This is a genomic window from Paenibacillus sp. J22P90 (genome assembly GCF_059692195.1).
The window spans coordinates 141,798-164,788 of the sequence record NZ_JCAUAY010000013.1; the positions used below are offsets into that span (position 1 = coordinate 141,798).

The window sequence follows — 22,991 nt, forward strand, 5'->3', positions numbered from 1 at the left end:
AGCAATGGGAGGCTCCCAGCACGATCGGCAGCCTTACGCTCATCTAACAGGCGGGATTGTTCAACATAAGCTGTAACAAATCGAATAAATCAAATCGTTGATTTATTATGAAAGGAGAGTGTAAGAGTTGAAAATACTCATTTCCTTCTTAGCTACTATATTCATGCTTACAGGTTGTATAATCCAAACAACTCATAATCCGACAGCTAAGGAAACTCTCGCTCAAAATCAGAATGCAGATATTTTCCAACACAAAGGAATAATCTACACTAATGCAAGTAACATTGAATGGGTACGACAAACAGAACTAACTATTGGTGAGAGAGTCGGTACAATAAAAAAGCAGTATACGGATGGTGTTGCATTTGGAAACGAAATGGCGACTAAACTTCCAGTTGGAGCAGAAATTTTTGATGGTGGGGGACGATCCATACTAATTGTTAAATTAGAGGGGAAGGAAATAAGGTATCTTGGTATGCTCGAAGGGTAACTCATTGAACTAACGGAGAACTATAGCGTAATAATCAGGGAGCAAATCGCCTCACGGCAGATGCTCCCTTTTTCGTTGAACTAATGGGGGGATATCTCCAATATATGGTGCTATATTTTTGGAGAAGTAGAATTGGCACTCTGTTGATGAGAACAAACATTTTTGGGCAAAAAATGTTGCGAAGCGATTTCCAGCCCCGGCTATACTTAATTTTGAGAGGAGGGAATTCGATGGAGTGGCTGGAACGAATGAATCGTGCATTAGATTATGTTGAAAAAAACATAAATGGGGAGATTGAGTTGAATGAGATTGCCAGCAGGGCTTGCTGCTCGTCATACCAGTTCCAGCGTATGTTTTCGTTCATTACCGACGTGTCGCTTGCCGAGTACATCAGACGGAGACGATTAATGTTAGCCGCGCTGGAGCTACAGCACAGCAAGGATGCCAAGGTAATAGATGTCGCACTTAAGTTTGGCTACGAATCTCCGGTCTCGTTCGCGCGGGCTTTTCATGCTCTACATGGCATCACACCAGCTATGGCCCGTAAAGACGGAATAGCGCTTAAAGCCTACCCCCGTCTGTCCTTCCTTATCACGATTAAAGGGGCAGAGGCAATGAATTATCGAGTTGAGACGAAAGAAAGCTTTGAAGTGTTCGGCATTGAAGGCGTATTCCGAACCAACGGGAACGGAGAAGCCCCACAAACGCCTGCCAAGCTATGGGAGCAAAGTATTGCAAATGGGGATGTGAAGAAGCTTGAAGCTAATGCTGGCGATTTACCTCCCTTCGTCGGCCGGGATCTAAATGCCGTGCATGCAATATGTAGCTACAGGAAGACTGAACTGGACACGTTCCCGTACATGCTTTGTGCCTTCAGGAGTGAAACCAGTGTCATAGAAGGGTATAACGTGGTCACTATTCCATCACACACTTGGGCCATCTTCCCATCGGAGCCGCATTCGTGGGATAAGTTCGACGAGACAATAGAGACACTTTACCGCCGCTTTTATACCGAGTGGCTCCCGACATCTGGATACGAGCAGGTGGATGGGGGAGAATTCGAAATGTACGGCACCAAAGACAGTCTCAACTATATAGAGCTCTGGTTCTCGGTTCGAAAAGTGTAATTTAAGAGTCAACCATAAGGACGGCCAAAGACGAACGAAAAATAGATTGCGACCGCAGTCTGCTTGGGCGTTCAACTAAAGGGATACGATAGTTGAGGGGCTTGCTTCGCAGCAGTTCCTCTTTTGTTATTCAAGTAAACATTCCTATTAGTGCTAAGAAATGGACTTTGAGAGAAAAGAAGCACCTCGGTATGATGGGTTTATCAACGGGTTTTACCCAATGTCACCGTGCCTCCAAGTTCAGAATTTTTGCTTCAATAGCGTCGTTGTCTCCTACACACATGGTACATGCAATAGCACGTTCCTTGTCATCCACATGAATCTCTTTTCCAATCCTGCCCAAATTTTTTTCTATAAAAGCACAAATCCGCATTCCCACCGGAATATGATTAACTATGTACAGGATTAAGGAGGAAAACTATGTACTCAGCAGAAATCAGCCGCTCCAATCCGTCTTGCTTTCTGTTTATTATTGATCAGTCCGGTTCCATGTCCGACCCTTTCGGAGCTAGCACCAAAGCCGATAGTGTATCCGATGCCATCAATCGGTTATTGCAGAATCTCATTATAAAGTGTGCGAAGTCGGAGGGGATACGCGATTACTTCCACGTTGGTGTGATCGGCTATGGCGCCAGTGTTGGGCCGGCTTTCGGTGACGTACTTGCCGGAAAAGAATTGGTACCGATTAGTGAAATCGCGGATAATCCGTCAAGGCTGGAAAAGCGTCTGAAGAAAGTTCCGGACGGTGCTGGCGGTATTGTTGATCAAATTGTAAAGTTTCCAATCTGGTTTGATCCAGTCTCAAACGGCGGGACACCCATGTGTCAGGCAATGAATTCCGCCTATACCATTCTGAGTCAATGGATCAGCGAGTATACTCATTGTTTTCCGCCAGTGGTCATCCATATTACAGATGGAGAATCCACCGATGGAGACCCGACTTCTGCCATGGAACAAATAAAAGCACTGGCTACGGACGATGGGAACGTCTTTCTATTCAACTTGCATATTTCCAGTAGACCGAATGCGGTTAGTGTGAGTTTCCCGGAAACCGCGGATGGGCTGCCTGACCAATTCTCTAGGCTGCTCTACGAAGGATCCAGCAATCTAACGCCATTTATGATGTGGGTGGCCAATCAGGAGCATCAATTGAATCTTTCGGACGGAGCAAGGGGATTTGTCATGAATGCAGATCTAACCCTTGTAGTCCAAGCGCTTGATATCGGTACGCGTCCCGCCAATCTTAGATAGGGGTTGCTATGGTGCAAATTGCAAGTGAATGTTTTTCATTGCAAAAAGCGGGAAATCGCAAAGAGGAATATGAAGATGCTTTCAACACCAGTATTTTTGTGAATAAGGATACTGCGTATCATCGATTCGCCATAGCGGATGGGGCGAGTGAATCCTCATTCGCTAATATATGGGCGGGTTTACTCGCTGGCTATTATTGCAAGGGGAAAATGGATAGTCATCAGCTCCACAACTCCATCCCCAAATTGTCCAAAGTTTGGAAGAGAAAGCTAAATACCAAAGACCTTCCCTGGTACGCTCAAGAAAAGCTGAACAGCGGGGCATTTTCTACGTTAGCTGGAATTACTTTTCGTTTGACGGATACTTGGTCAGTAGAGTTTGATGCGATTGCAATTGGTGATAGCTGCATGTTTCAAATTCGGGATGAACAAATTGAACACTTTTTTCCACTCGCTTCCGTCGAGGATTTTCATAATAGACCGATTCTCATTTCGAGTAACGGAGCTTATAACCTTCATCTTCAAGCATCCGTGAAAAATTGGAGCGGTACAGCTAAAGCGGGAGATTCCTTTTGGTTAATGACCGATGCCTTGGCCTGCTGGACTTTGACTCGCTACGAGGAAGGCACCAATGTAATCAAGCAAATACACGGGTTAACCTGTGAAGATGACTTTATCCGTTTGGTGGAGGCAGAAAGAAAGCTAGTTCGCCGCGACGGCAGCTTTTATCTAAGGAATGATGATGTTACTTTCATTCGAGTAAATCTTATGTAAGGGGAGATGAGGCGATGTTTTGGCCCACTCCACAGGATTATAGGGAAGCGATTCAAAATCCGCACATTTGTTTTCAGGACCCGGAGCTTCAATACGGACTCCCTGAATTGGATAAGCTTGGACTCCCTCGCCCCATTTCTGGCAGCTTCGCCAGTGTTTACAGAATCAAGTGCGGACATTCGGAATGGGCGATCAGGTGTTTTACCAATAATGTGAAGGATCAGAAGGAACGTTACGATGCCATCAGCTCGCATTTAAGCTCAGTGAATCTACCGTATATGGTTCCTTTTGAGTACCTCTCTGAAGGCATAAAAATAAATGGCAATTGGTTCCCTATCGTAAAAATGCAATGGGTTGAGGGGGAATCGCTGCTTTATTACATCCAAAGAAATTTGCATAACGTTGAAATTTTAAAAGGACTAGCAAATCAATGGCTAAAAATTATTAATGAGCTGCACATGGCAAACATTGCGCATGGTGACCTGCAGCATGGCAACATATTGATTCACAGGGATGAAATTATTCTGATCGATTATGATGGCATGTATGTACCAGGCTTAAACGGCATGCTAAGCAACGAGCTCGGTCACAGAAATTATCAACACCCAGGAAGAGTCGTAGAGCATTTTGGGCCATACATCGATAACTTTTCGGCCTGGGTCATTTTGATTGCAATATTAGCCGTTAGTGTGGATGCTTCGTTATGGAATTCGCTTGGCGCGGGAGAAGCTAAAGAAAGTCTCCTCTTTCGACAAAAAGATTTTGTCTCCCCTGGCGAATCACGCGCTTTTGAATTACTGGAGCTTGTTAATGATGAAACGTTACGTTCTTTAGTAAACTGCTTTCGTGATGTCATGGCATTAGAGGTGCCGAATGTGCCAAAGCCTCCTGATCCCGAATCACAGGTTAATGTTGTTCATCACCCAGCCGCTTCTGTCTCTTCTGTCTCTGCCGACTTAGCAACGAAATTAAATACTTATCTAACAGCCTTCTTTGATAAATTCACTATAAAGAAGCGGTTAGCCGTTGCCCAATCCCAAACGGAAACATTGGTTCCTGTTGATTCATCGTGGGTACTTGATTATCTTACAGCAGAAGCAAGGCCATTCAGGCCTCTGCCCACATATGGGCTCGTTTTAGAAAGAACCGTTTCATTCTCGGTCATAACCCTCACGGCATTGGCTACAACTGTTATGTACGGAAAGGCTCCGATTACAAGTTTAGCATCCTGCATTGCTTTGGGTTTAGTTATTGAAATTACCTTTTTGAGCTGGCGTTATGTGAAGCTTCCCACTGTTAAGGAAAAAAGAACCACGTCTGAAAAAATAAAGGAACTTCATGGTGCAGCCTCCGATCTGACAAGCGAATTGAACAAAATTAACTATATCAAGCAAGAGCTCCAACAAATGGAGGAAAACAAGATTAATGATCTATTACAAAGGCAAAGGGAAATATCAGAACGAGTAAAGAATGAAACCGAAGAAGTAGAGAAGGAACTCTGGAGTCAGATAAGCGAAATCGCTGGTGAAAGACAAACCATAGATCAGGAGGAACATACCGAACTTGCCGGCTTATTGGCTTCATTCCGAAAAACTTGGCTGGAAGATCAATTAAAGAAGCATACGATTAGCAAAGAAAAAATACCGGATATTGATGATGAAATCAAACGGCGTTTAAGATCAAATGGAATTCGTACTCCGGCTGATTTTTTGGATATTAATATATTTCAGTCCTATGGTCGTAAAAAAATTGAAAAGGTATATATGATATTAAAAAATGGTGGCTCGGTTCATATAGAATTGAGTCCATCCCAAGCGAAATCACTAGTAGAATGGAAAAAAATGATAGAGCGCAAGTATAGACCTAATATCCCCCAATCCATGCCTCCAGGTGAAATCACTGCCTTAAAATCAAAATTTAACGACAGGAAATCAAGATTAAATAACGTAGAACAAACTTATAAAACAAGGGCACAGGACCTGATATCTGCCATTAAGCAAACATATAGTCCGGAGCATGACCTCTTAAAGAGGGAAGAAGATGCCGCCAGAATCATCCTGAATAACGAGCTCAATCAATTCGACAAGGAGATTTTTGAAATAAACAAACACCTATTAGGGGGAAAATGGGAGCTTAACCATTTGAGCAAGCAAATGGATTCTTTTAAGGACATTAATTTTTTAAAATTCTTAAGGAAAGTATTCCTTTTTATTTGATGAAAACACGGAAGCACCGTGCCCGAAGGAGATTTTTTCTTGCGTGCACTGGTGTTTTTGTGTGTTCAACACACAAATGTGCCTACATTGTAGTCATGAGACACAAATCCACCTACTTTATAGGAGTTCGATTTTCATGTTCGTTCACACAAGAAATTCTCCGATTACCAACAGATTAATCCTAACCGCTCAGCTACGGGCAGGATTGTTCAATCATTTTGCCGAATAAACATTGACAATATGGGCGAGGGTGGTGTCTGGCTATGAGGAGTAATGCAACTGAATTAAGTTTATCCGTAAGAAAATAAAATGCCGAATCTGATTTACAAATTCATATTGCTCCAGAAAGAACGATTTGAAGAGAGCTTGAAGTCGACCAATTTGGTGAACTTTTCACGAAATATGTTCCGTATTATATGAATGAGAGCAAAGGTTATATTGAGCGTGCTATTTACGAATAGGAGGAGAGTGGCAATGAAAGAATACGACTCCTCGCTTCCAATTTTCAGCGAGATCGATCGTTTGGAACAACGCTACCTGGTCGGAAGAGAACAGGAAATCCACCTCTTCCAAGACCGTTTGAATTCGGAACCGATTTCCGGAGGTATAATTAATCTGTACGGAACAGGCGGTTCGGGAAAAAGCTTTCTATTGAACGAATTCCGAAGGAAATCGCTGTCAGTCGGTGCAAAATACGTCTTGTTCGATTGTCGTGTTCTGCCGAGAAATCCGCGTGACGCTTGCTTACACTTCCTGAATGAACTTCATTACCCTGCCGAACGGATGGATCCCGCGGCTCCTCTCGAGCAGCTAACGGAGATCTGTGTCGATGCGATTCGCTTCTACGCCAGCGGCGACAAATTCGTGCTCGCCATGGATACGTTCGAAGCTGTCGGAGAAATGGAGAGCTGGCTGAGAGAAGTTCTCCTGCCCAAGTTAATTCCGGATATTCTTGTGGTCATCTCCGGCAGATTTCCCATGCGAGGCTCGTGGTTGGCCTCTCCCGGATGGAGACATCTCATAAGTAGAATACAGCTTGCAGAGCTTGATTACGAAGCGGTTCGAGCATATTTGGAACTGTCTGGAATTACGCAACAAACTCGCATCCGTCACATATGGGCGAGGTCTAAGGGGCATCCGCTGACGCTGACGCTGCTCGTATCGACGATACTTGTCGGCACTCATTCGCAAAGCTATGCTACATATGAGAGCGACGTGTTTGCTGACGTTGCCGGGACTTGGCTTCAAGAAGTCCCAGATTCGAGTATGAAAGAAATTGTAGAAGTGGCGTCGGTCATCCGTCATTTCAACCACGAACTGCTGAATGAAGTGATGGGGAAGAGCGTCTCAGCCGAGCAGTTCCGCAAATTAATCTCTTATTCTTTTGTCCAGAGGGTAGAGCACGGATGGTTATTGCATGATTTGCTTCGCGATGCTATCGGATTGGAGTTCCGCCGAAGGAGTCCTGATTCCTATAATCGAATCTGGTTGCGCACTGTATCCTATTATTCCGACAAAATAAAGCGATTTAGCAAGAACGGCATGTCCTCTTGGGAGAACTCAGAAATCTTATTTTATATCGGAAATCATTTTATTCAGTATCTACTGAATCGTCAGTCGATCTCGCATAGTATGGAGCCCCTTCATCCCACGAACTGGGAGGAAGCGGTACAGTATTTGGAGCATAAGCGGTTTACCTCACAAGACCAATCCATCGAATACATCGATTGGAAAACAAACCAACCCTCGAGTTATTTAATGACCGCTAAGGAGAGCCTCAGTTATTTAAATCAGATCCGACTGAATGATTTATTCAACCTTGATCCTGCTTCCGTCATGCTCATCCGCGATGAGCAAGGTACCGTTTACGGTCTCATGGAGAGCATTCCTATCAACGAACATACCATGGATTATTTGAGATCACGGCCCGTATCTGCTGCATACTTCAACCACTTATCAGAGGCTGAGCGAAAAAAATTAAGTGTGCCAAGAGATACCCAAGCTGGTTATTTCGTCAAGTCGGTCGTTGTATCCGGCGAAGTCGTCCCGAACGCGATGGACGCGGCGATATCTACGTTTATGACCTATATTTTATCGGCGGGTTATCTCGTAGGCGCCCCTACAGCAAATCCCATTTCGGAAACCATATTATGCAGCTTGGGGATGGAGCAGAAAGAGGGTATCGTCCATTACGACTACGACGGCGTGACGCCAACGCCATATTACGTCCTAGATGCAAGAGGTCAGAAGATTATACCTTATATGGAGAGAATGATTTCTTCCTTCGGTCTCTCTGTATCCACAGTGCGTGAGCTTCAAAGTATCGACGATCAACTTTCTCTTCGGGAGAGAGAAGTCGTGAAGGAGGTCGTGAGAGGAAGTTCGAACAAGGAGATCGCCAGAGATCTGTTCATGAGCGAAGCTACGGTCAAGAAACACCTCTCCAACATCTTCGAGAAGCTCGATATTAAAAACCGTGTACAGCTTATTAACCGCTATAACAGGGAATCGCGCAAATCATAGGGAGCGTCGTTCAATAATGGCCCTCATCGCCGAGACACTTAGCAAAAGTGTAAAGGCTTGGGGGCTTTTTTCTCCTTTTATACAACTTTCAGCTAATATCGCCTGCCTCTTCAGGAGCCATATACTGAGGGGGAGAGCGATATTGATTTTCAAATAAATGAAAAAGGAGAGTTATATGGTGCAAAATTATGTAGAGCTGAACAAGAGTTATATCAATGGGCAATGGACAGAAGGCATGAGTGAACAGACGTATGAAATTCTGAATCCATATGACAATTCAATCATTACGCAAGTTCGTTTAGCAACAAAAAGTCAGTTGCAAGATGCATTCATTCGAGCGAAGGAAGCTCAAAAAGCTTGGGCCAAAACATCGCCGGCTGAGCGGAAAGCCATCCTTCAGAAAGCTGTCGATTACTTAAATGCCAATAAAGACGAGATTGTTAGTGTCATTGTTCGAGAAACGGGAGGTACGATTCCTAAAGCTTATGGAGAACATTGGACAGCGATTGCCGAGTTGGAAGGCGCTCTTCAAATAGCGGATGAAATGGATAAAGTGAAGGATGTACCGGCAGCTGCCGATCGTAAAGTGAATCGAGTTTATCGTGTGCCGATTGGTGTTATTTCTTCGATTTCCCCCTTTAATCTCCCTCTGAGTTTATCTATAAGAACGATCGGTCCTGCCCTTGCCCTAGGAAATTCGGTTGTTCACAAACCAGATATACAAGTTGGGTTAACCGGAGGTTCAATCCTTGCGAAAGCCTTTGAGGAAGCGGGGCTTCCAGATGGTGTTTTTAATATGATTCTGACTGATATTTCTGAAATCGGGGACGAGATGATAACTAACCCCATACCGGGATTTATAAGTTTCACTGGATCTACTGAGGTTGGCAGGCATGTCGGCGAACTCGCGGGCAAGCGCCTGAAACGGGTAGCTTTGGAATTAGGAGGAAACGCTCCTCTAGTATTATTAGCCGATGCCGATGTAGACAGGGCAGTAGATGCGGCCATCTTCGGTAGGTATTTTCATCAAGGTCAGATCTGTATGGCGGCGAATAGGATGATTGTACACCAGAATCTGTATCCTGATTTTATTGCTAAATTTGTGGAGAAATCGATAAGTCTTAAGTGCGGCGACCCTAGTGATCCTCAGACGTTTATCGGACCGATGATTAATGAGGAGCAACTCGAAAGAGCGATGAAAATTGTCAATGAAGCGAAACAATCGGGAGCGAAATTTGCTCTCGAGGGCAAACGAGTTGGAAATATCATAACTCCGTATGTAATCGTCGACGTTGACAATTCAAGCCTATTGGCGCAGACAGAGTTATTTGCTCCTATCGCCATAATAATGAAAGCGAACTCGGATGAACATGCAATTGAGCTAGCGAACGAAACGGACGCCGGATTAAGCAGTTCGATATTTACAAGAGATCTACAGAAAGGAGAACGTTTGGCACTTCAAATCGAGTCAGGCATGACTCATGTCAATGATTCACCTATCAAATGGCAGGGAGATGTTCCATTTGGCGGGACTAAAGGATCTGGCATTGGCAGATTTGGTTTTCCGTGGATCATCGACGAGTTAACAGTGTTCAAGTGGGTATCCATACAAGAATGATTTCTTTATTAAATGAGCTTTGTTTTGTATTCTGAAAGGGAGGTGTCGGGTGACTAAAACATTATCTCATTAAAACCGCGAAAATCTCAACGGTTTTTGCCGCTTCCACCAGCGAACAAACGCTGATTTTGACAGGTGCGCTAGGGGCCGTTAGATATTGGGAGGAATTTAAGTGAGCGAAGAATTCGTTAAGTCCGCATCCTACGTGCAGGTCAATGCAAGACCAGGTCCATTGACTCTAGACCCGACCAATACAGCGGTTATCGTGGTGGACATGCAAAATGATTTCATTTCTGATGGAGGTATGTTTGCCCGAGCGGGTTTTCCGCTTTCATCGTCTCGTGAAGCTGTCGAACAGACTGTACGCGTCCTAGCCTCCGCTCGCTCCGCCGGGCTGAAGGTTGTCTATCTGAAACATGAGTTCGAGAGCGACCTCTCTAATCTCGGAGGACCAGAAGCCCCAAACCGTTTCAGAAACGGTGGGGTTGGCGAGTCGGTCGATTTACCCAACGGGGGAATGGGTCGCTACTTGATTAAAGGCACTTGGAACACGGACATCATAAGCGATCTCACTCCCGAGCCCTATGACATCGTTGTTTCGAAGCACCGATTCAGCGGATTTTTCGAGACGGCGCTCGATGCAATCCTGAAAGAGTTTGGGATTAAGCAACTGATATTCACTGGCGTCACATGCTGCGTATGCGTCGAATCAACTCTTCGTGATGCATTTTACAGAGACTATCAATGCCTCTTACTAGCTGACTGTACAGCGGAAGCGTTCGGTCATAACAATTATGAGGCAAGACTTCTTGCAATAGAAAGAATGTTCGGTTGGGTATCGGACTCCGCTTCGCTTCTACAAGCACTCTCGGCAGTTGAATAGCTTTCTATCTCACTCGCCGTTGTACTCGCGGGATACGATAGTTCAGAATAAACCGCCACATTGGGCGGTTTTTCTTTTGGTAAAAAATCAACAACAGTAAGAATGTCGGTTGACAAGAACATTGTCCGATTGCCAACAAGCAGCCGGTTGGCCTGTAACTTGTTGAGCTAACGGGCAGTTGGGTTCCAATATGAGGTATCATATGATACAGGAATTGAGGTAAAGTTGATGAGTAGAAAGATAGTATTTGTCCTATTACTTATTTCATTTTTATTAACTGTATCTTGTACTAAGAAACCAATTGGATCTGAACGAAACGCCGAACGACGGAGATATCGAATTTGAAAACGAGATCAAGGAGGATCATTACTGGACCGCGATGAAAGCCGTTCAGCGATTCTTCGAGGATAATGAAGTGTACACCGATGTGTTCTTCTACCTTACAAGAACCATAAACTCCGAATCATTTTTGAGCTTTTTTTCAATCACCATGCATGGTTGTACTCATCGAAAATGAGTAGCGACCGAATCAATACTTTCGAAGATGTTTTGGAAAATCTGGAGGAAAGTGCATTCAGGAAGTATCCAGTAAATGCACCAGATACAAAGAATTCAATCGTATGGCATCTCTGGCATATTGCAAGAGTCGAAGACATGACGATGAATATTTTAGTTACAGACAGTCAGCAGGTGCTTCATTCCGATAATTGGCTACAAAAAATGAACATCAGATTTGCCCATAGCGGTAATTACATGTGTGATGACGATATCGCAGAACTAAGTTCAGTCATTAATATAAATTCACTATTAGATTACAGAATAGCTGTGGGAAAACAAACCCGACAAATCATTTCGTCACTGCAACCAGGCGAGTTCAGAATTAAAGTTCAAGATTATAGAATTAATAGGTTGTTTGATGAAACTGCTATACTTCAAGAAGCAAGTGGTATTGCTGAATATTGGAGCAAGAAGACAATAGCCGGACTTGTACTACAGATGCCAGCAACAAGACATAATTTTTTGCATTTAAATAAATGTGCTCGTATAAAGGATAAGTTGCAAAAGGAAAAGGAAAAATCAAACAGAAAAGTTTAACAAACGGGGATACGGAAGCTATTTTTATCTGAGAGGAATTTTTGAAATGTCAATTCAGGCAAATACGCTAAGTATGGAAATAAAAAAGAAAGTCCAGATGGATTATTTGCTTTCTTTTCCTGAAGGATACGAAGATCAAAAACGTGAGTGGGGACTTATTATTTTTTACATGGAATGGATATGCGGGGAGAAGACGTAACCCAACTATCGAGTTATGGTTTAATTGAAATTGCAAAAGAAGGACTAGTTTCATTACCATTCATTGTTGGGGATATGGGGTTTGGGATTTAGCTATACATAATCCAAATAAAGCAACTGCGCCGGCATTTCGCCCGCCCGGCAGTTGCTTTTATTTTGTTAATTAGTTGTCCGGCGACACAAACATAGTGCTTTAAGATCCCCATAAATTGGGGATTTTTTATTTGAAAGTACCTATGTTTATGTCGCGAGTTCAAGACACAAACATAGGTGCATAATCGTTTTAGGACACAAACATTGGTGTATAATCGTGGTGATGTTAAAGGTTTGAGTTGTAGTAATTTATTCGACTGTAAAAGGGCCATTAAAGTAACGGGCAGGTTAGTTTAGTGTTTTTATGAAACATATTGTGTTCTTACAGTGTCTAACTAGTATAAAGGGGGGGGGAGATTATGACACTTTTGGGATTACCGTTTGTATTAGTTACATCATTTCTAGCAGGGCTAATTACATATTTTCTTTCCGCCCTTTTCTTTCTTAGAATAAAATCAATGAAAGTGAAACTTATAAGAGGTATATTCGCTATTATTGTATCATTTTTATTCTTCTTACTGTATTTGAACAATCTTGCTAACATTGACTAAGCGAGGGACAATAGTGAAGTAACATGCCACGGCGGTAGCGCTTTTCTGTGCATTAAAGTAACGGGCAGAATAGTGAACCATTAATTTCCATATTACGTCTATATTTTCGACTGTACAAACGTGATGTGGTGCGAGGGAGATTGAATTTATGAGAAAGCTAGTTCCGATTCTAATCGTAATAACTTTATTGTTTGCAGGCTGTACTTCAAAAGAAGAATCCCATATGCCTGACCAGATGCCAACTGACTTTGCTTTCTCAGTTAGCTATGGAGTAGGAAGTAAAAATAAAATTGATTCCTTTGATGGGATGGTGGTTAAAGATTTAATTGGTGATGGGGCAGCTAATGCCGATGTGACCTTTTCAAATGAAGAATTAATCAGTATTTATCAAGCTATGAAAGAGATTAAGGTATTAAACCCAAAAGAACTAGTTGCTGACACGAGTTGTAGCGCAGAACCACATGCAGAGGATGTGTGGAAAATTAGGATAAATGGCATTGTAAAAAATATAGAGAACACGACCCGATATTGCGAAATTACAGAGGATGCAAAACAGTTTTTTGAATTACGAAATTTTATTTTTAATATCGTAAAGAACAAAGAGGAGTATAAAAAATTACCAGAAGCAAAGGGTGCTTATCTATAAGATAGCAGTCTTCAGTTAAACGAATACCATTAGAATTTATCTAGATTAAATGAAGCAAGGACATCGTATTCTTGCTTCGGGCATTCGGCATTCGATATGATTTACAACGGATAACGATCATGACATGACGGCAGATGGTGTATTAGATCGGCTTGCCTTTTCCATTGAAGTTGCGAGGGGATCCGAATGGACATTGAATGGATTAATGAGAGTTACAAGGAAGCAAGTAAAATATTTGAATCTACTCGGGAAGCTTATGAATGGGCAGATTCACTACATTCTGACTTTGCAGGAGGTTATAGAGTTAACGTTGGGTATGCAACTCCCGATGATAAAGTTTACACATATTTAGTCGAGCACCTTCCAAAATGGGCACGCGCTATAACAATATAAAGATTAATGTTAATACTTCTTTAGATTTAGTGGATGGGAAGTTGATTCATAAGATTTGGATAACACCGTGTGACGAGTAATACGCTTAATCTAACGGGTAACGTTAGTTCAATATCAACAAAAGAAGGCAGCCGACCTAGTGGTCGGTTGCCTTTTTTCAACGAACGAGCAGAATACTTTCAATAATTACCACACGGATAAACAAAGGGTTTTCTATTTTCCAACCGAATAGTGATGAATTACAACTAAGAAGAGGGGCATCATCGCATGAAAGTAAAATTTGGTATAGCGTTTTTTGTATTTCTAATTACTCTATCCATATACATTGTATACATTACCAGTCAAAAACAACCATATCAAGCTCAAGAAAACACGAATGATACAGAAATGAACGATTTTGAGCTTAAGATTTATTCGGACAAAGCGACATATCAATCAAACGAACCAATTAAAATATGGGCAAATTTTACATGTATTGGGGACCAAGAAGAGATATGGATAGCACACTCGTTTGATTATATAGCTTTTAACATTAAACAGTTGGATGGATGGTTTGAAGCGGTTGGGGGATGGGCTGAAATAGGTGGGCCTCACATTTCTCAATTAAAGAAGGGGATTAATTATCGGAAAGAATATGTAAAATCAGGTGGTTACTCTACGGTTGATCCTAATAGTGCTTTTTATGAAAAGTTTTATAAAGAAAAAGATTTACTTCTTCCCAAAGGCACTTACAAAATAACGGCTAATGTTAACTTTAACTTAGTTGATCTAGTAAATGTGGAACTCAAGGATAGTAACGTACCAGGCGATGGTAATAGTGACGTACCAGGCTATGGTATTAAAGAAGGCAAAGATTATTTTATACAATCTGAATTAACTATTAATGTTCTGGATTAAATTTGGTAATATTAGTTCCCTGTAAATAAAATGTTCATTGAGCTAACGGGAGAACGTAACTTCAATATACTATATACTATAAAATGAGGCTGCCGCCGCGAAAACGAGTGGCAGCCTCATTACGCTATCGGGCAGTTATGCAACAAGAATCAAAATTTAGCGATTGGATGAGAAATTGTAGGAGGACAAGAACATATATGTATAAGAAGCCGCGGTTTACGCGGTTTTTTATTTTTATGGATACAACTTCTTGTCCTTTCCGAAAGACAAGAAGTTGCATAGATTTCCGAAGGAGGACATGAAAGCGATATGTTCTCCACAGTTGTAGAACAATACATATTTATGGTTCACTTTTTAGGAATCCATTCACCCTTATGTCCCGTAAATCGAGATGTGGTATAGGTTCTTGGATTGAAATAGCGCGAGCGCATTTTACTAATAACTTTTGCTCAAGCAACGGGATTAGAAAATACAATCATTATGAAGTCAATCGACCGAATGATTCGTCTGACTTCATTACACTAACGGCAGGATAGTGAAGCATGATATGGAATATTAAGGTATTAATTTATTTTAAACTAGGGGGTATTTCATGAAGGTAAGACTAACTAATTATAGTGAAAAATGGATTCAGATGTTTCAAAATGAGGCTGAATTTTTAAAGACAATATTTGGAGAAGTAATATCTCGAAGTGAACATTTTGGTAGTACATCAGTTCCAGGCTTAAGTGCCAAGCCTGTAATCGACATGATGTGTCTGGTAAGTAACATAGAATATGTTGATTCATTCAATGAAGAAATGATTTCACTCGGATACGATGTTGCTGGTGACTGGGGCATTCCAGGTAGAAGGTTATTTCGAAAAGGTGGGGAAAATAGAACTCATCATATTCATTTTTATCAATTTGATAATCCTCAGATTGCAAGGCATCTCATATTTCGAGATTATCTGCGAAGCCATCCAGAAGAGGTTTCTAGATACAGTCGTTTTAAAGAAGAAATAGCTCATCGCTTTGAAAACACAAGTGAATATAGTCCAGCAAAAAAAGCATTTGTAAGTGAGATGGAACAACTTGCACTTTCTTGGCATGCAGAAATAACCAATAGGAGGTTTTAATTTTGATAAGGAATGCCTCAAAAGCAATATTGATTAATGAAAATAAATTGCTAACAATAAAGTACCAAGATGATCAAGGTGTGTTCTATTCTTTACCAGGCGGTGGTCAAGAATATGGGGAAACCCTAACTGAGAATGTTCGACGAGAATGTATGGAAGAACTGGGGATAGACGTAAATGTAGGAAATCTAGTATTTATCAGGGAGTTAATCAATGAGGCAAAAAGAATTCATCAGGTTGAATTTATATTTTTATGCTCATCCAGCTCCATTGAAACCGCTGGTGTGGGCGATGTTCCTGACTCTGGTCAATTGGGAATAGAATGGTTGCCATTAATGCACTTATTGGATTATCGAGTTTTTCCGCTGGAGGCACGTGAATACTTGAAAGATTTATCGGTATGCACAACATCATATCCTATTTACATAGAATCTAGATAATTTAGGATAGCGTAAAAAAACAGTTTACTTTCCAGTAATTACATTTTTGTCTGTTAAGAAGTCCTTGTAAATTGACTTAGTTCCTCATAGTTAATGTTGATTGTTTGCTTATATCTCTTTCCGTTGATATCGAATGTGCTCGAATCAGCGACAAAATTTGGTGAATTACTTTTCAATACATACATGAAAAAACCGCAGCAAATACATGCCGCGGTTCTCGTGCTTTTATGCTTGTATCACGTTACGACACTTTGGAAAACTTGAACAACCATAAAATGCGCCTTTTGAGCCTTTTCGTAATACCATTTGATTACCACAACGTGTACAACTATGTTCTTGTGTAGGAATCTCTACAATAATTTGTTTTGCCGAAGGTGCGCTCCCAGGATTCATTTTAAGTATCATTTCTACAAGATCATTACGACTAAGTAGCTTAACATTGTTCGAAGCTGCTAGTTGTTTAGCTTGCTCAGTAAACTTGCTATTGGTGATTACCCATGCTTCAGACGCACGATAATGAGCAAGAGAAGGTACAACTTCTTGAACAGCTTTTAAACCAACGCTACTTGTGTACCTTTTGGCTTGTACAGCGATTCGTTTACTTTCCTTTTCGATTATCAAATCTGCACCGAAATCGCCGCTTGCTTGAGTCACTTGGACTTTGTAGCCATGGGCTTGAAACAAATGACCTAAATATTTTTCGAATTGAATACCATCCATTTTATCAATGTCTGCAATACCTGACTTTTTAAGTCGTTCTGCCTTAACTGACTTTCTGTAATACATTACTGAAATTAGAATTCCAAGGCTAATAAAAAAGACGATTGCTGAAGCAATTAAATTTCTCGTAAAATAAAATGTCCCAAAGAAAGTTACTAAAAATATTAATTGAAGTAATGAATCCATTGGATCTTGTTTCTTTTTGCGTCTTGCCAAAGTTATTCCCCCTAGGTGCCATTTTAAAATTATCCATCATAGGAAAAATGTACCATACTGTCTGGCAATAATCTACAATTTGTGACCTGACTCTTTGAAAAAGGCTCTGGTTAAATCACATTGTTGATTTTGACACTAAGCTAACGGGCAGATTAATGAAATGGAAAAGGGGGCGTTCTATATCGTAGGTTTAGGATAACAAATTAAAACACAGATAGATTTAAATAAATATTGCCGTAAAATTTCCATTATATGGTACACTTATATTTGAAGAGATACTATATGTCTTCTATATAATCGAACCAAATTGGGGCTTTTTTATTTTTTTCCAATCTTATTATTTGATGACACTGAACGCAATTGATGGAGCACTTTTGGCTCACGTGAGCTTTAGTTTATCTAGGAGGATGAAGTATACATTGAAAAAAATAGTGATTGGGATGATTTTGGGTGCGGGTATTACATTATCTACGGCTGTATATGCATCTGATGGCATTCAAGCTATTAAGTACCAGGTGAAGTTTCTTTTTAATGGGGTTGCTAAGCAGTTGGATAGTGAATACACCGTATTGAACTATAACGGACATGCCTATGTGCCTATCCGTTTCATAGCTGAAAGTATGAGAGCCCAAGTAGAGTTCAATGAGGAAGAGCAGCAAATTTCCATAAAGTTTGGCACGCCATCAGAGCAGCTCCAATCGCGAATTGAGATGACTACCCTCCAATTAACTGAAACGGCGGAGCGCGGGGATCTGACTGAAACTAAAAAACAAGTCGATGCGATAGCGCCAATCGATCTCAACCAAGTTTTTCTTCAGATTTTTAAAATGTCACATATGTTTCAAGGCAATCCGCATGTTGCCGATTTAGTCGACCTATTGATTCAAAAGCAAGTTGATCTCAATATCATCGATGAATCCAATAGCTACACGCCGCTGCATTATGCTGCTGAACGAGCGATATATTTAACGGAAAGTCTTCTGGATGCTAATGCCAAGGTGAATGTAAGTGCAAATGGAATGACCCCGCTCATGCAGGTATCGAGCAAAAAACAGTTAGGTTTGGTTAACAAAATGCTTGCGATGGGAGCCGATCCGAATTTAGGTGGGGGAGCTCTGCTTTCGGCGCTTCATCCTTTTGCCAATTCTGGCTTAACCGATGAGAGCGTCCAAATTGTAAAAAATCTCATAGCATATAAAGCCGATGTGAACGCTACCAACGCGGATGGCGAAACACCTTTGATGTCAGCTGTATTTGCGAGTATGCCACAGTCTCGGCAAATTGTTCAATTATTGCTCGAGCACGGGGCAGATCCCTTACTAATGCCGAAAAGTAATTGGTCGGGGATGACTCCACTTATGAGAGCGGTTAATCCATACGGCTATGACTCCGTTCAGGGTATTTATACGATGGTCGAAATGTTGATCAATGCCAACGCGGATGTCAATGCATTCGACGAGAAAGGCAATACAGCGCTCTCTTACGCCGTGGAGTTCAATCAGCATTCAATGGAAGGAAACGCCGAGGTAATCCGATTGTTGTTGAGTAATGGAGCGAAGACACAGACGAAAGACAAGAACGGAGTTAAACCGCTTGATAAAGCTAAAAACATTGTAGATGAGAAGCTAAGGGCTGAAATCGTTATGCTTCTAGAAGGGCAGTCGACATAGTATTGATTTGTTCACTTTGCTCGTTACAACAAGGATAAAAAGATTTAATTCTCCTCAAAGATACGTTAAGCTAACGGGTAACAGATAGTTCAAAATAAATATACTAATCTAACTTCTCTGGAGGAAAAAATGGGTTACATTTGTCCAGTTTGTGGTTATGACGAATTAGAAAAGCAACCATATGATGAAAAGGGTAATGAATCATTCGAGATATGCGTATGTTGCAGTTTTGAGTTTGGCGTTGATGACATGCTTTATACGTTTGAAACATACCGAATGGAATGGTTATCTAAAGGTGCGAAATGGTTGTTCCATACTAGACGCAGTGATAACTGGAACGCAGATGAACAACTAAAGAATATTGACAGAATCAAACCAATGTACATACCATACAATCGTCCACCAAAGCCCTAAGCTAACGGATAACGATAGCTATACGGTGGAGCAGGTTCTATTGCATAAGTCATTTCTGATCTAAAGAGAGGTTTGGTTATCTAATGATTCTGGGTGGAATTCTTATTTTAGTTTTCGGTGTTTGGAATACTTTTTTCCCTAAGTTCACGAGAGGTCAATTTAATCAAAAAATAGGATTTACAAAAAACGGGCTACTAATCTCAAGAGTTATTGGAGTATTTTGTTTGCTTTTTGGTTTCACATGGGTTTTATTTGGACTTTTTCCAGATTGGGGAAAGTAGATTAAGCTAACGGAAAACATTACTTAAATAGGGATCGCTGGCTGCAGCGCAGTCAGAGGATCCCTATTTTGCTGAAGTAAGGGCAGGATAATGCAACGAATTATGGAGCCCTGCGTCTAAATAAACAAAGAAAAAGTTGGGGGGGGTAAGTTGTCTATTGATAGAGATAAAATGATAAGTGCACTCAAAAACGTCGTTATTCCCAGCTTACGCGACCGCGGCTTTAAGGGTGCTTTTCCTCATTTTGGAAGAATAAGCGAAAAGAAAATAGACCTTTTAACATTTCAATTCGATAAATATGGTGGTGGTTTTATTATCGAGATAGCAGTTTGTTCACCAGAGGGTCATACCTATCATTGGGGTGAAAAAGTTCCTCCGAACAAAGTGACCACACATGATTTACATCCCGATAATAGGCTAAGGATTGGAGATAAGGACGAGTGGTTTAGATACTACAAACGTAGTTTCTTTGGCAATATTTACGACAAAGTAGCGAACAAGGTGTTAAAAAGTCTTAGTGACGCGGATGATTATTAGTCCGTCACTAACTTTCGCTAAGCATAGGGGCGCACATGTGGAGGAGCAGGCGACGTAGAGGCTCCTATTCGTCATTAAATGGGCAGATTAGTTAAATTGAAACAAAAAAAGAAGGTTTTCGTCTAAGTAAAAAAGGAGTGAATGCCGATGAAAAAACCTTTTAAAGGTGGAGTACTCATGCTACTGGTGGTCTTGAGTTTAATCAACTTAACCCTGAATGGTTGTAGTAATCAAAAAGTCCAGAGTAATAATAGTGGTGATGTTGTCGCCGGAGATACGTTGTATGTGCCCGAAGGATATCAAAAAAAATTAGAGTCACTAAAATTAACGGAAGTAGTTGCAATGCCGTATTTTAAAAGCCCCTTTATTTCTGTAGCTCAAGATAGCAATGGAACCCAGTTTGCTGTGATATTTCGCGAATCTGGAGAAATTCATCGTGAACAACTACCAGTAAGATACCAGGAAATTATTAATCTAATTGAAAGCAAAGTAGGTTATAAAATTTATCTTTCCGACGAAAATTTCAAAAACATCCACATATTTGAGATTAATGGAAAACTTGTTTGGAGCTATGCTGACGGAAAAAATAAACTTTATTTAGACAAAGAGGGTCGCGAAACCGAACCATTTATCAATAAATAATTGAAGAACCTTGATAAAATTATGTCGGATGACAAGAACATTGTCCGATTCCCGAAAAGATTAAAAGGGCGCGTTCAGCTACGGGCAGGATAATTAAGGAAGTATATGGGGAAGTTACCCTTGAAAAGGAAGCATTAAGTAATATAGGGATCGTCGGCTGCCGCGCAGTCAGACGGTCCCTATTTTGCTGAAGTAACAGGCAGGATAACGTGGTGGGGATGAAGAATTCACATAAAGAAATATTCCTTTATTTGTTAATAATATACGTTTATTTATTTTGGAGGAAATTTAATGAGATTCTCTTCTTTAATGTTAATTGTAATAATTGTTTTGATGTTGTCTGCATGTAATGATAATTCGGATCTCAGTACGACTATTCTGCCTACTTCAACCAATCCAAATCAGAATAATGTAGCCTCAATGTCAAAGCAACGGGAGTATGACGAAGTTCGCCCTATCACAAATACCCAACAACCCATTAATTCGCCATCATTCTTTGTAGACGAATCAGCATGGCTCGGAACTTGGAAATGGGATCGAACAACAAAAAATGATATATCTACTATAAAAATAAAGAATATAAAAGATGGGAAGTTGTTGTTCTCGCTTAATGCATACCATGTAACGAATTCTAGCTCTGGAGAGGGTCAAAACGGCGAACTAGCCGATGAAACAGCAATTTTAAGTGGTAGTGTTGCAATATATAAAGATCAAAACAGTGATTTTGAGTTACACATTTCAATGGTAGACCACCAACTTACTGTTATGACAAAAGGGAAAGAAATTCCTTTTGGCGCTTTTGTAGAAGTAGATGGACGATATTCTAAAGTAGTTGAACACACTACATCGGATTCAATAATTGGGGATACATTGAAAGATCAGTCATTCCACGTGAACTTTGAAAGTTTAGGGGATTCCGAGTTTATATCGACAATCGAAAAAAAGAACGGAAAAGACCAACCGCATTTTTACATTAAAAATGGAAACTCATTGTCGGAATTAAAATATGAACTAGAATGGTCTCCTATACTTGATTCTATTTCTGCTGTATCCTTCAGAGATGTAGACGGCGACAGTCGAAAAGATATTATTGTGATCGTTAACTTTATGACTGGTGCGGGCCAAATGGGAGCTATACCGTTTTCGAAGATATTAATTTTTAAGCAGAACGACTCAGGTTTTTTACAGGATAAAACTGTTGAAAAAAAGGCCAGGGACGGTGTTCCTTATCGTATTTTATCGGTTCAGGACGTAATGAATGGACTGAAAACTGATCCAAAGGACAGTGTAGCCAATGCATGGAAACGTATGAAGCCTGGAACTTATAAGCGCGAGGGATCAAATGAATTGGATGGCTCCCTTCTAACAATCAAAAAAATTTCAGGTGACGGGCTTATGTTCAGCCTTGATGCTTTTTATGCACCGAATAAAGAGGCAGCAAACAAAGGAGGAGTTAATATTGGTAATATTGATTCCGGTCAAGCTACCCCTTCTTATTCAGAAATGATTTTCAGTGATGGAAAATACGAATTATCAATCGACATGATAACTAGCAGCGATCTTTATGTATGGGATAATGGCGTATCGTATTTCGGACTGAATGTTAATGTAAAAGGCATATACTCCCTCGAAAAGTAGTGAAAACTCAACGATAGCACAATACTTGAACTGGCTGCTGGCACACTGCAGCATAGTTTAATGAAATGTAAGCACGGGTATAATGGTGACAAAAACAAGCAAAGAGGTGAATAAATACTGACCATCTCAAAGATCTTCGTTTTTGTTACATTTGCAGTAACTCTTGGTGTTGGTTGCATAGCAAGCAATTTAATTAAAGAATCGAAAACATCTAAACCTGCTTCATTTAATATGTCGGGATTAAGTGAGGAACAGAGTCTTATTGGAATATCAGCATCATGTGATTTTTCGCCAAAATCATTGAAATGGAATGGTCAAATATATACATTGTCAGATTCAAAAAAATATTCAGAACCTGCTGTTAAACTTGGATATTAGCAGTGTATAGATGGAAAATTTGTATCCGCGATAGATGATGGTGGGAAAGACCATTTTATAATTTATCTAAACGGTGTAAATGATTATGAACTTGAACTAATGATTTTTGGGAAATGGGGAAAAGCATTATATTCCCCAAAATCTGACGCGGCTGCCGACATGGATTGGCAGCCGCGTTGTGCTA

Annotated in this window: 21 protein-coding genes; 20 read left to right on the forward strand and 1 reads right to left on the reverse strand. The window is 40.8% G+C overall.

Annotation, left to right across the window (positions count from 1 at the left end):
* Positions 1 to 127 precede the first annotated feature (127 nt).
* The 15 genes from AC58UX_RS29675 (at position 128) to AC58UX_RS29745 (ending at position 16,311) form a co-directional block, all read left to right on the forward strand.
* Positions 128 to 490, forward strand: coding sequence for a hypothetical protein (locus tag AC58UX_RS29675; RefSeq protein ID WP_497259533.1), 363 nt, complete (start codon positions 128 to 130; stop codon positions 488 to 490).
* Positions 491 to 720: 230 nt separating this feature from the next.
* Complete coding sequence (locus AC58UX_RS29680) at positions 721 to 1,617, forward strand: AraC family transcriptional regulator (protein WP_497259631.1); 897 nt, start codon at positions 721 to 723, stop codon at positions 1,615 to 1,617.
* Between the two features lie 420 nt (positions 1,618 to 2,037).
* Positions 2,038 to 2,868 carry a vWA domain-containing protein gene (locus AC58UX_RS29685; RefSeq protein WP_497259535.1) on the forward strand — a complete coding sequence of 277 codons (831 nt, stop codon included), beginning with the start codon at positions 2,038 to 2,040 and terminating at the stop codon, positions 2,866 to 2,868.
* 11 nt (positions 2,869 to 2,879) lie between these two features.
* Positions 2,880 to 3,641 carry a hypothetical protein gene (locus tag AC58UX_RS29690; RefSeq protein ID WP_497259537.1) on the forward strand — a complete coding sequence of 254 codons (762 nt, stop codon included), beginning with the start codon at positions 2,880 to 2,882 and terminating at the stop codon, positions 3,639 to 3,641.
* Between the two features lie 14 nt (positions 3,642 to 3,655).
* Positions 3,656 to 5,857, forward strand: coding sequence for a protein kinase domain-containing protein (locus AC58UX_RS29695; protein ID WP_497259539.1), 2,202 nt, complete (start codon positions 3,656 to 3,658; stop codon positions 5,855 to 5,857).
* A 474-nt stretch (positions 5,858 to 6,331) separates the two neighbouring features.
* Positions 6,332 to 8,380 (forward strand): response regulator transcription factor, encoded by a 2,049-nt coding sequence (locus AC58UX_RS29700; RefSeq protein ID WP_497259541.1) that lies wholly within the window; start codon positions 6,332 to 6,334, stop codon positions 8,378 to 8,380.
* Between the two features lie 178 nt (positions 8,381 to 8,558).
* On the forward strand, positions 8,559 to 9,998 hold the full coding sequence (locus AC58UX_RS29705) for an aldehyde dehydrogenase family protein (protein WP_497259543.1): 1,440 nt from the start codon (positions 8,559 to 8,561) through the stop codon (positions 9,996 to 9,998).
* 172 nt (positions 9,999 to 10,170) lie between these two features.
* Entirely contained in the window at positions 10,171 to 10,881 is a 711-nt protein-coding gene (locus tag AC58UX_RS29710) for a cysteine hydrolase family protein (protein ID WP_497259545.1), read from the forward strand.
* Between the two features lie 513 nt (positions 10,882 to 11,394).
* Positions 11,395 to 11,976: a DinB family protein gene (locus AC58UX_RS29715; protein ID WP_497259547.1), complete on the forward strand. Its 582-nt coding sequence runs from the start codon at positions 11,395 to 11,397 to the stop codon at positions 11,974 to 11,976.
* Between the two features lie 46 nt (positions 11,977 to 12,022).
* Complete coding sequence (locus AC58UX_RS29720; RefSeq protein ID WP_497259549.1) at positions 12,023 to 12,175, forward strand: hypothetical protein; 153 nt, start codon at positions 12,023 to 12,025, stop codon at positions 12,173 to 12,175.
* A gap of 791 nt (positions 12,176 to 12,966) precedes the next feature.
* Positions 12,967 to 13,464: a hypothetical protein gene (locus AC58UX_RS29725; protein ID WP_497259551.1), complete on the forward strand. Its 498-nt coding sequence runs from the start codon at positions 12,967 to 12,969 to the stop codon at positions 13,462 to 13,464.
* Between the two features lie 186 nt (positions 13,465 to 13,650).
* A complete protein-coding gene (locus tag AC58UX_RS29730; protein ID WP_497259553.1) occupies positions 13,651 to 13,857 on the forward strand; it encodes a hypothetical protein in 207 nt (68 codons plus the stop codon).
* 267 nt (positions 13,858 to 14,124) lie between these two features.
* The gene (locus tag AC58UX_RS29735) at positions 14,125 to 14,754 is read left to right on the forward strand and encodes a hypothetical protein (protein ID WP_497259555.1); all 630 of its coding nucleotides are present in this window, start codon (positions 14,125 to 14,127) and stop codon (positions 14,752 to 14,754) included.
* A gap of 592 nt (positions 14,755 to 15,346) precedes the next feature.
* Entirely contained in the window at positions 15,347 to 15,871 is a 525-nt protein-coding gene (locus AC58UX_RS29740) for a GrpB family protein (protein ID WP_497259557.1), read from the forward strand.
* A 2-nt stretch (positions 15,872 to 15,873) separates the two neighbouring features.
* Positions 15,874 to 16,311 (forward strand): NUDIX domain-containing protein, encoded by a 438-nt coding sequence (locus AC58UX_RS29745; protein ID WP_497259559.1) that lies wholly within the window; start codon positions 15,874 to 15,876, stop codon positions 16,309 to 16,311.
* Between the two features lie 225 nt (positions 16,312 to 16,536).
* Here the strand turns inward: AC58UX_RS29745 and AC58UX_RS29750 are convergent, their stop codons facing one another.
* Entirely contained in the window at positions 16,537 to 17,247 is a 711-nt protein-coding gene (locus AC58UX_RS29750) for a restriction endonuclease (protein ID WP_497259561.1), read from the reverse strand.
* A gap of 419 nt (positions 17,248 to 17,666) precedes the next feature.
* On the opposite strand from AC58UX_RS29750, the gene AC58UX_RS29755 reads away from it, so the two are divergent.
* The 5 genes from AC58UX_RS29755 to AC58UX_RS29775 all read left to right on the forward strand — a co-directional run bounded on the left by AC58UX_RS29755 (position 17,667) and on the right by AC58UX_RS29775 (position 22,429).
* Complete coding sequence (locus AC58UX_RS29755) at positions 17,667 to 18,917, forward strand: ankyrin repeat domain-containing protein (RefSeq protein WP_497259563.1); 1,251 nt, start codon at positions 17,667 to 17,669, stop codon at positions 18,915 to 18,917.
* Positions 18,918 to 19,414: 497 nt separating this feature from the next.
* A complete protein-coding gene (locus AC58UX_RS29760; protein ID WP_497259565.1) occupies positions 19,415 to 19,612 on the forward strand; it encodes a hypothetical protein in 198 nt (65 codons plus the stop codon).
* Between the two features lie 150 nt (positions 19,613 to 19,762).
* Entirely contained in the window at positions 19,763 to 20,149 is a 387-nt protein-coding gene (locus AC58UX_RS29765; RefSeq protein ID WP_497259567.1) for a DUF4304 domain-containing protein, read from the forward strand.
* A 147-nt stretch (positions 20,150 to 20,296) separates the two neighbouring features.
* Positions 20,297 to 20,791, forward strand: a complete 495-nt coding sequence (locus tag AC58UX_RS29770; RefSeq protein WP_497259569.1) for a hypothetical protein — start codon at positions 20,297 to 20,299, stop codon at positions 20,789 to 20,791.
* A 291-nt stretch (positions 20,792 to 21,082) separates the two neighbouring features.
* The gene (locus AC58UX_RS29775; RefSeq protein ID WP_497259571.1) at positions 21,083 to 22,429 is read left to right on the forward strand and encodes a hypothetical protein; all 1,347 of its coding nucleotides are present in this window, start codon (positions 21,083 to 21,085) and stop codon (positions 22,427 to 22,429) included.
* The last annotated feature ends 562 nt before the right edge of the window (positions 22,430 to 22,991 follow it).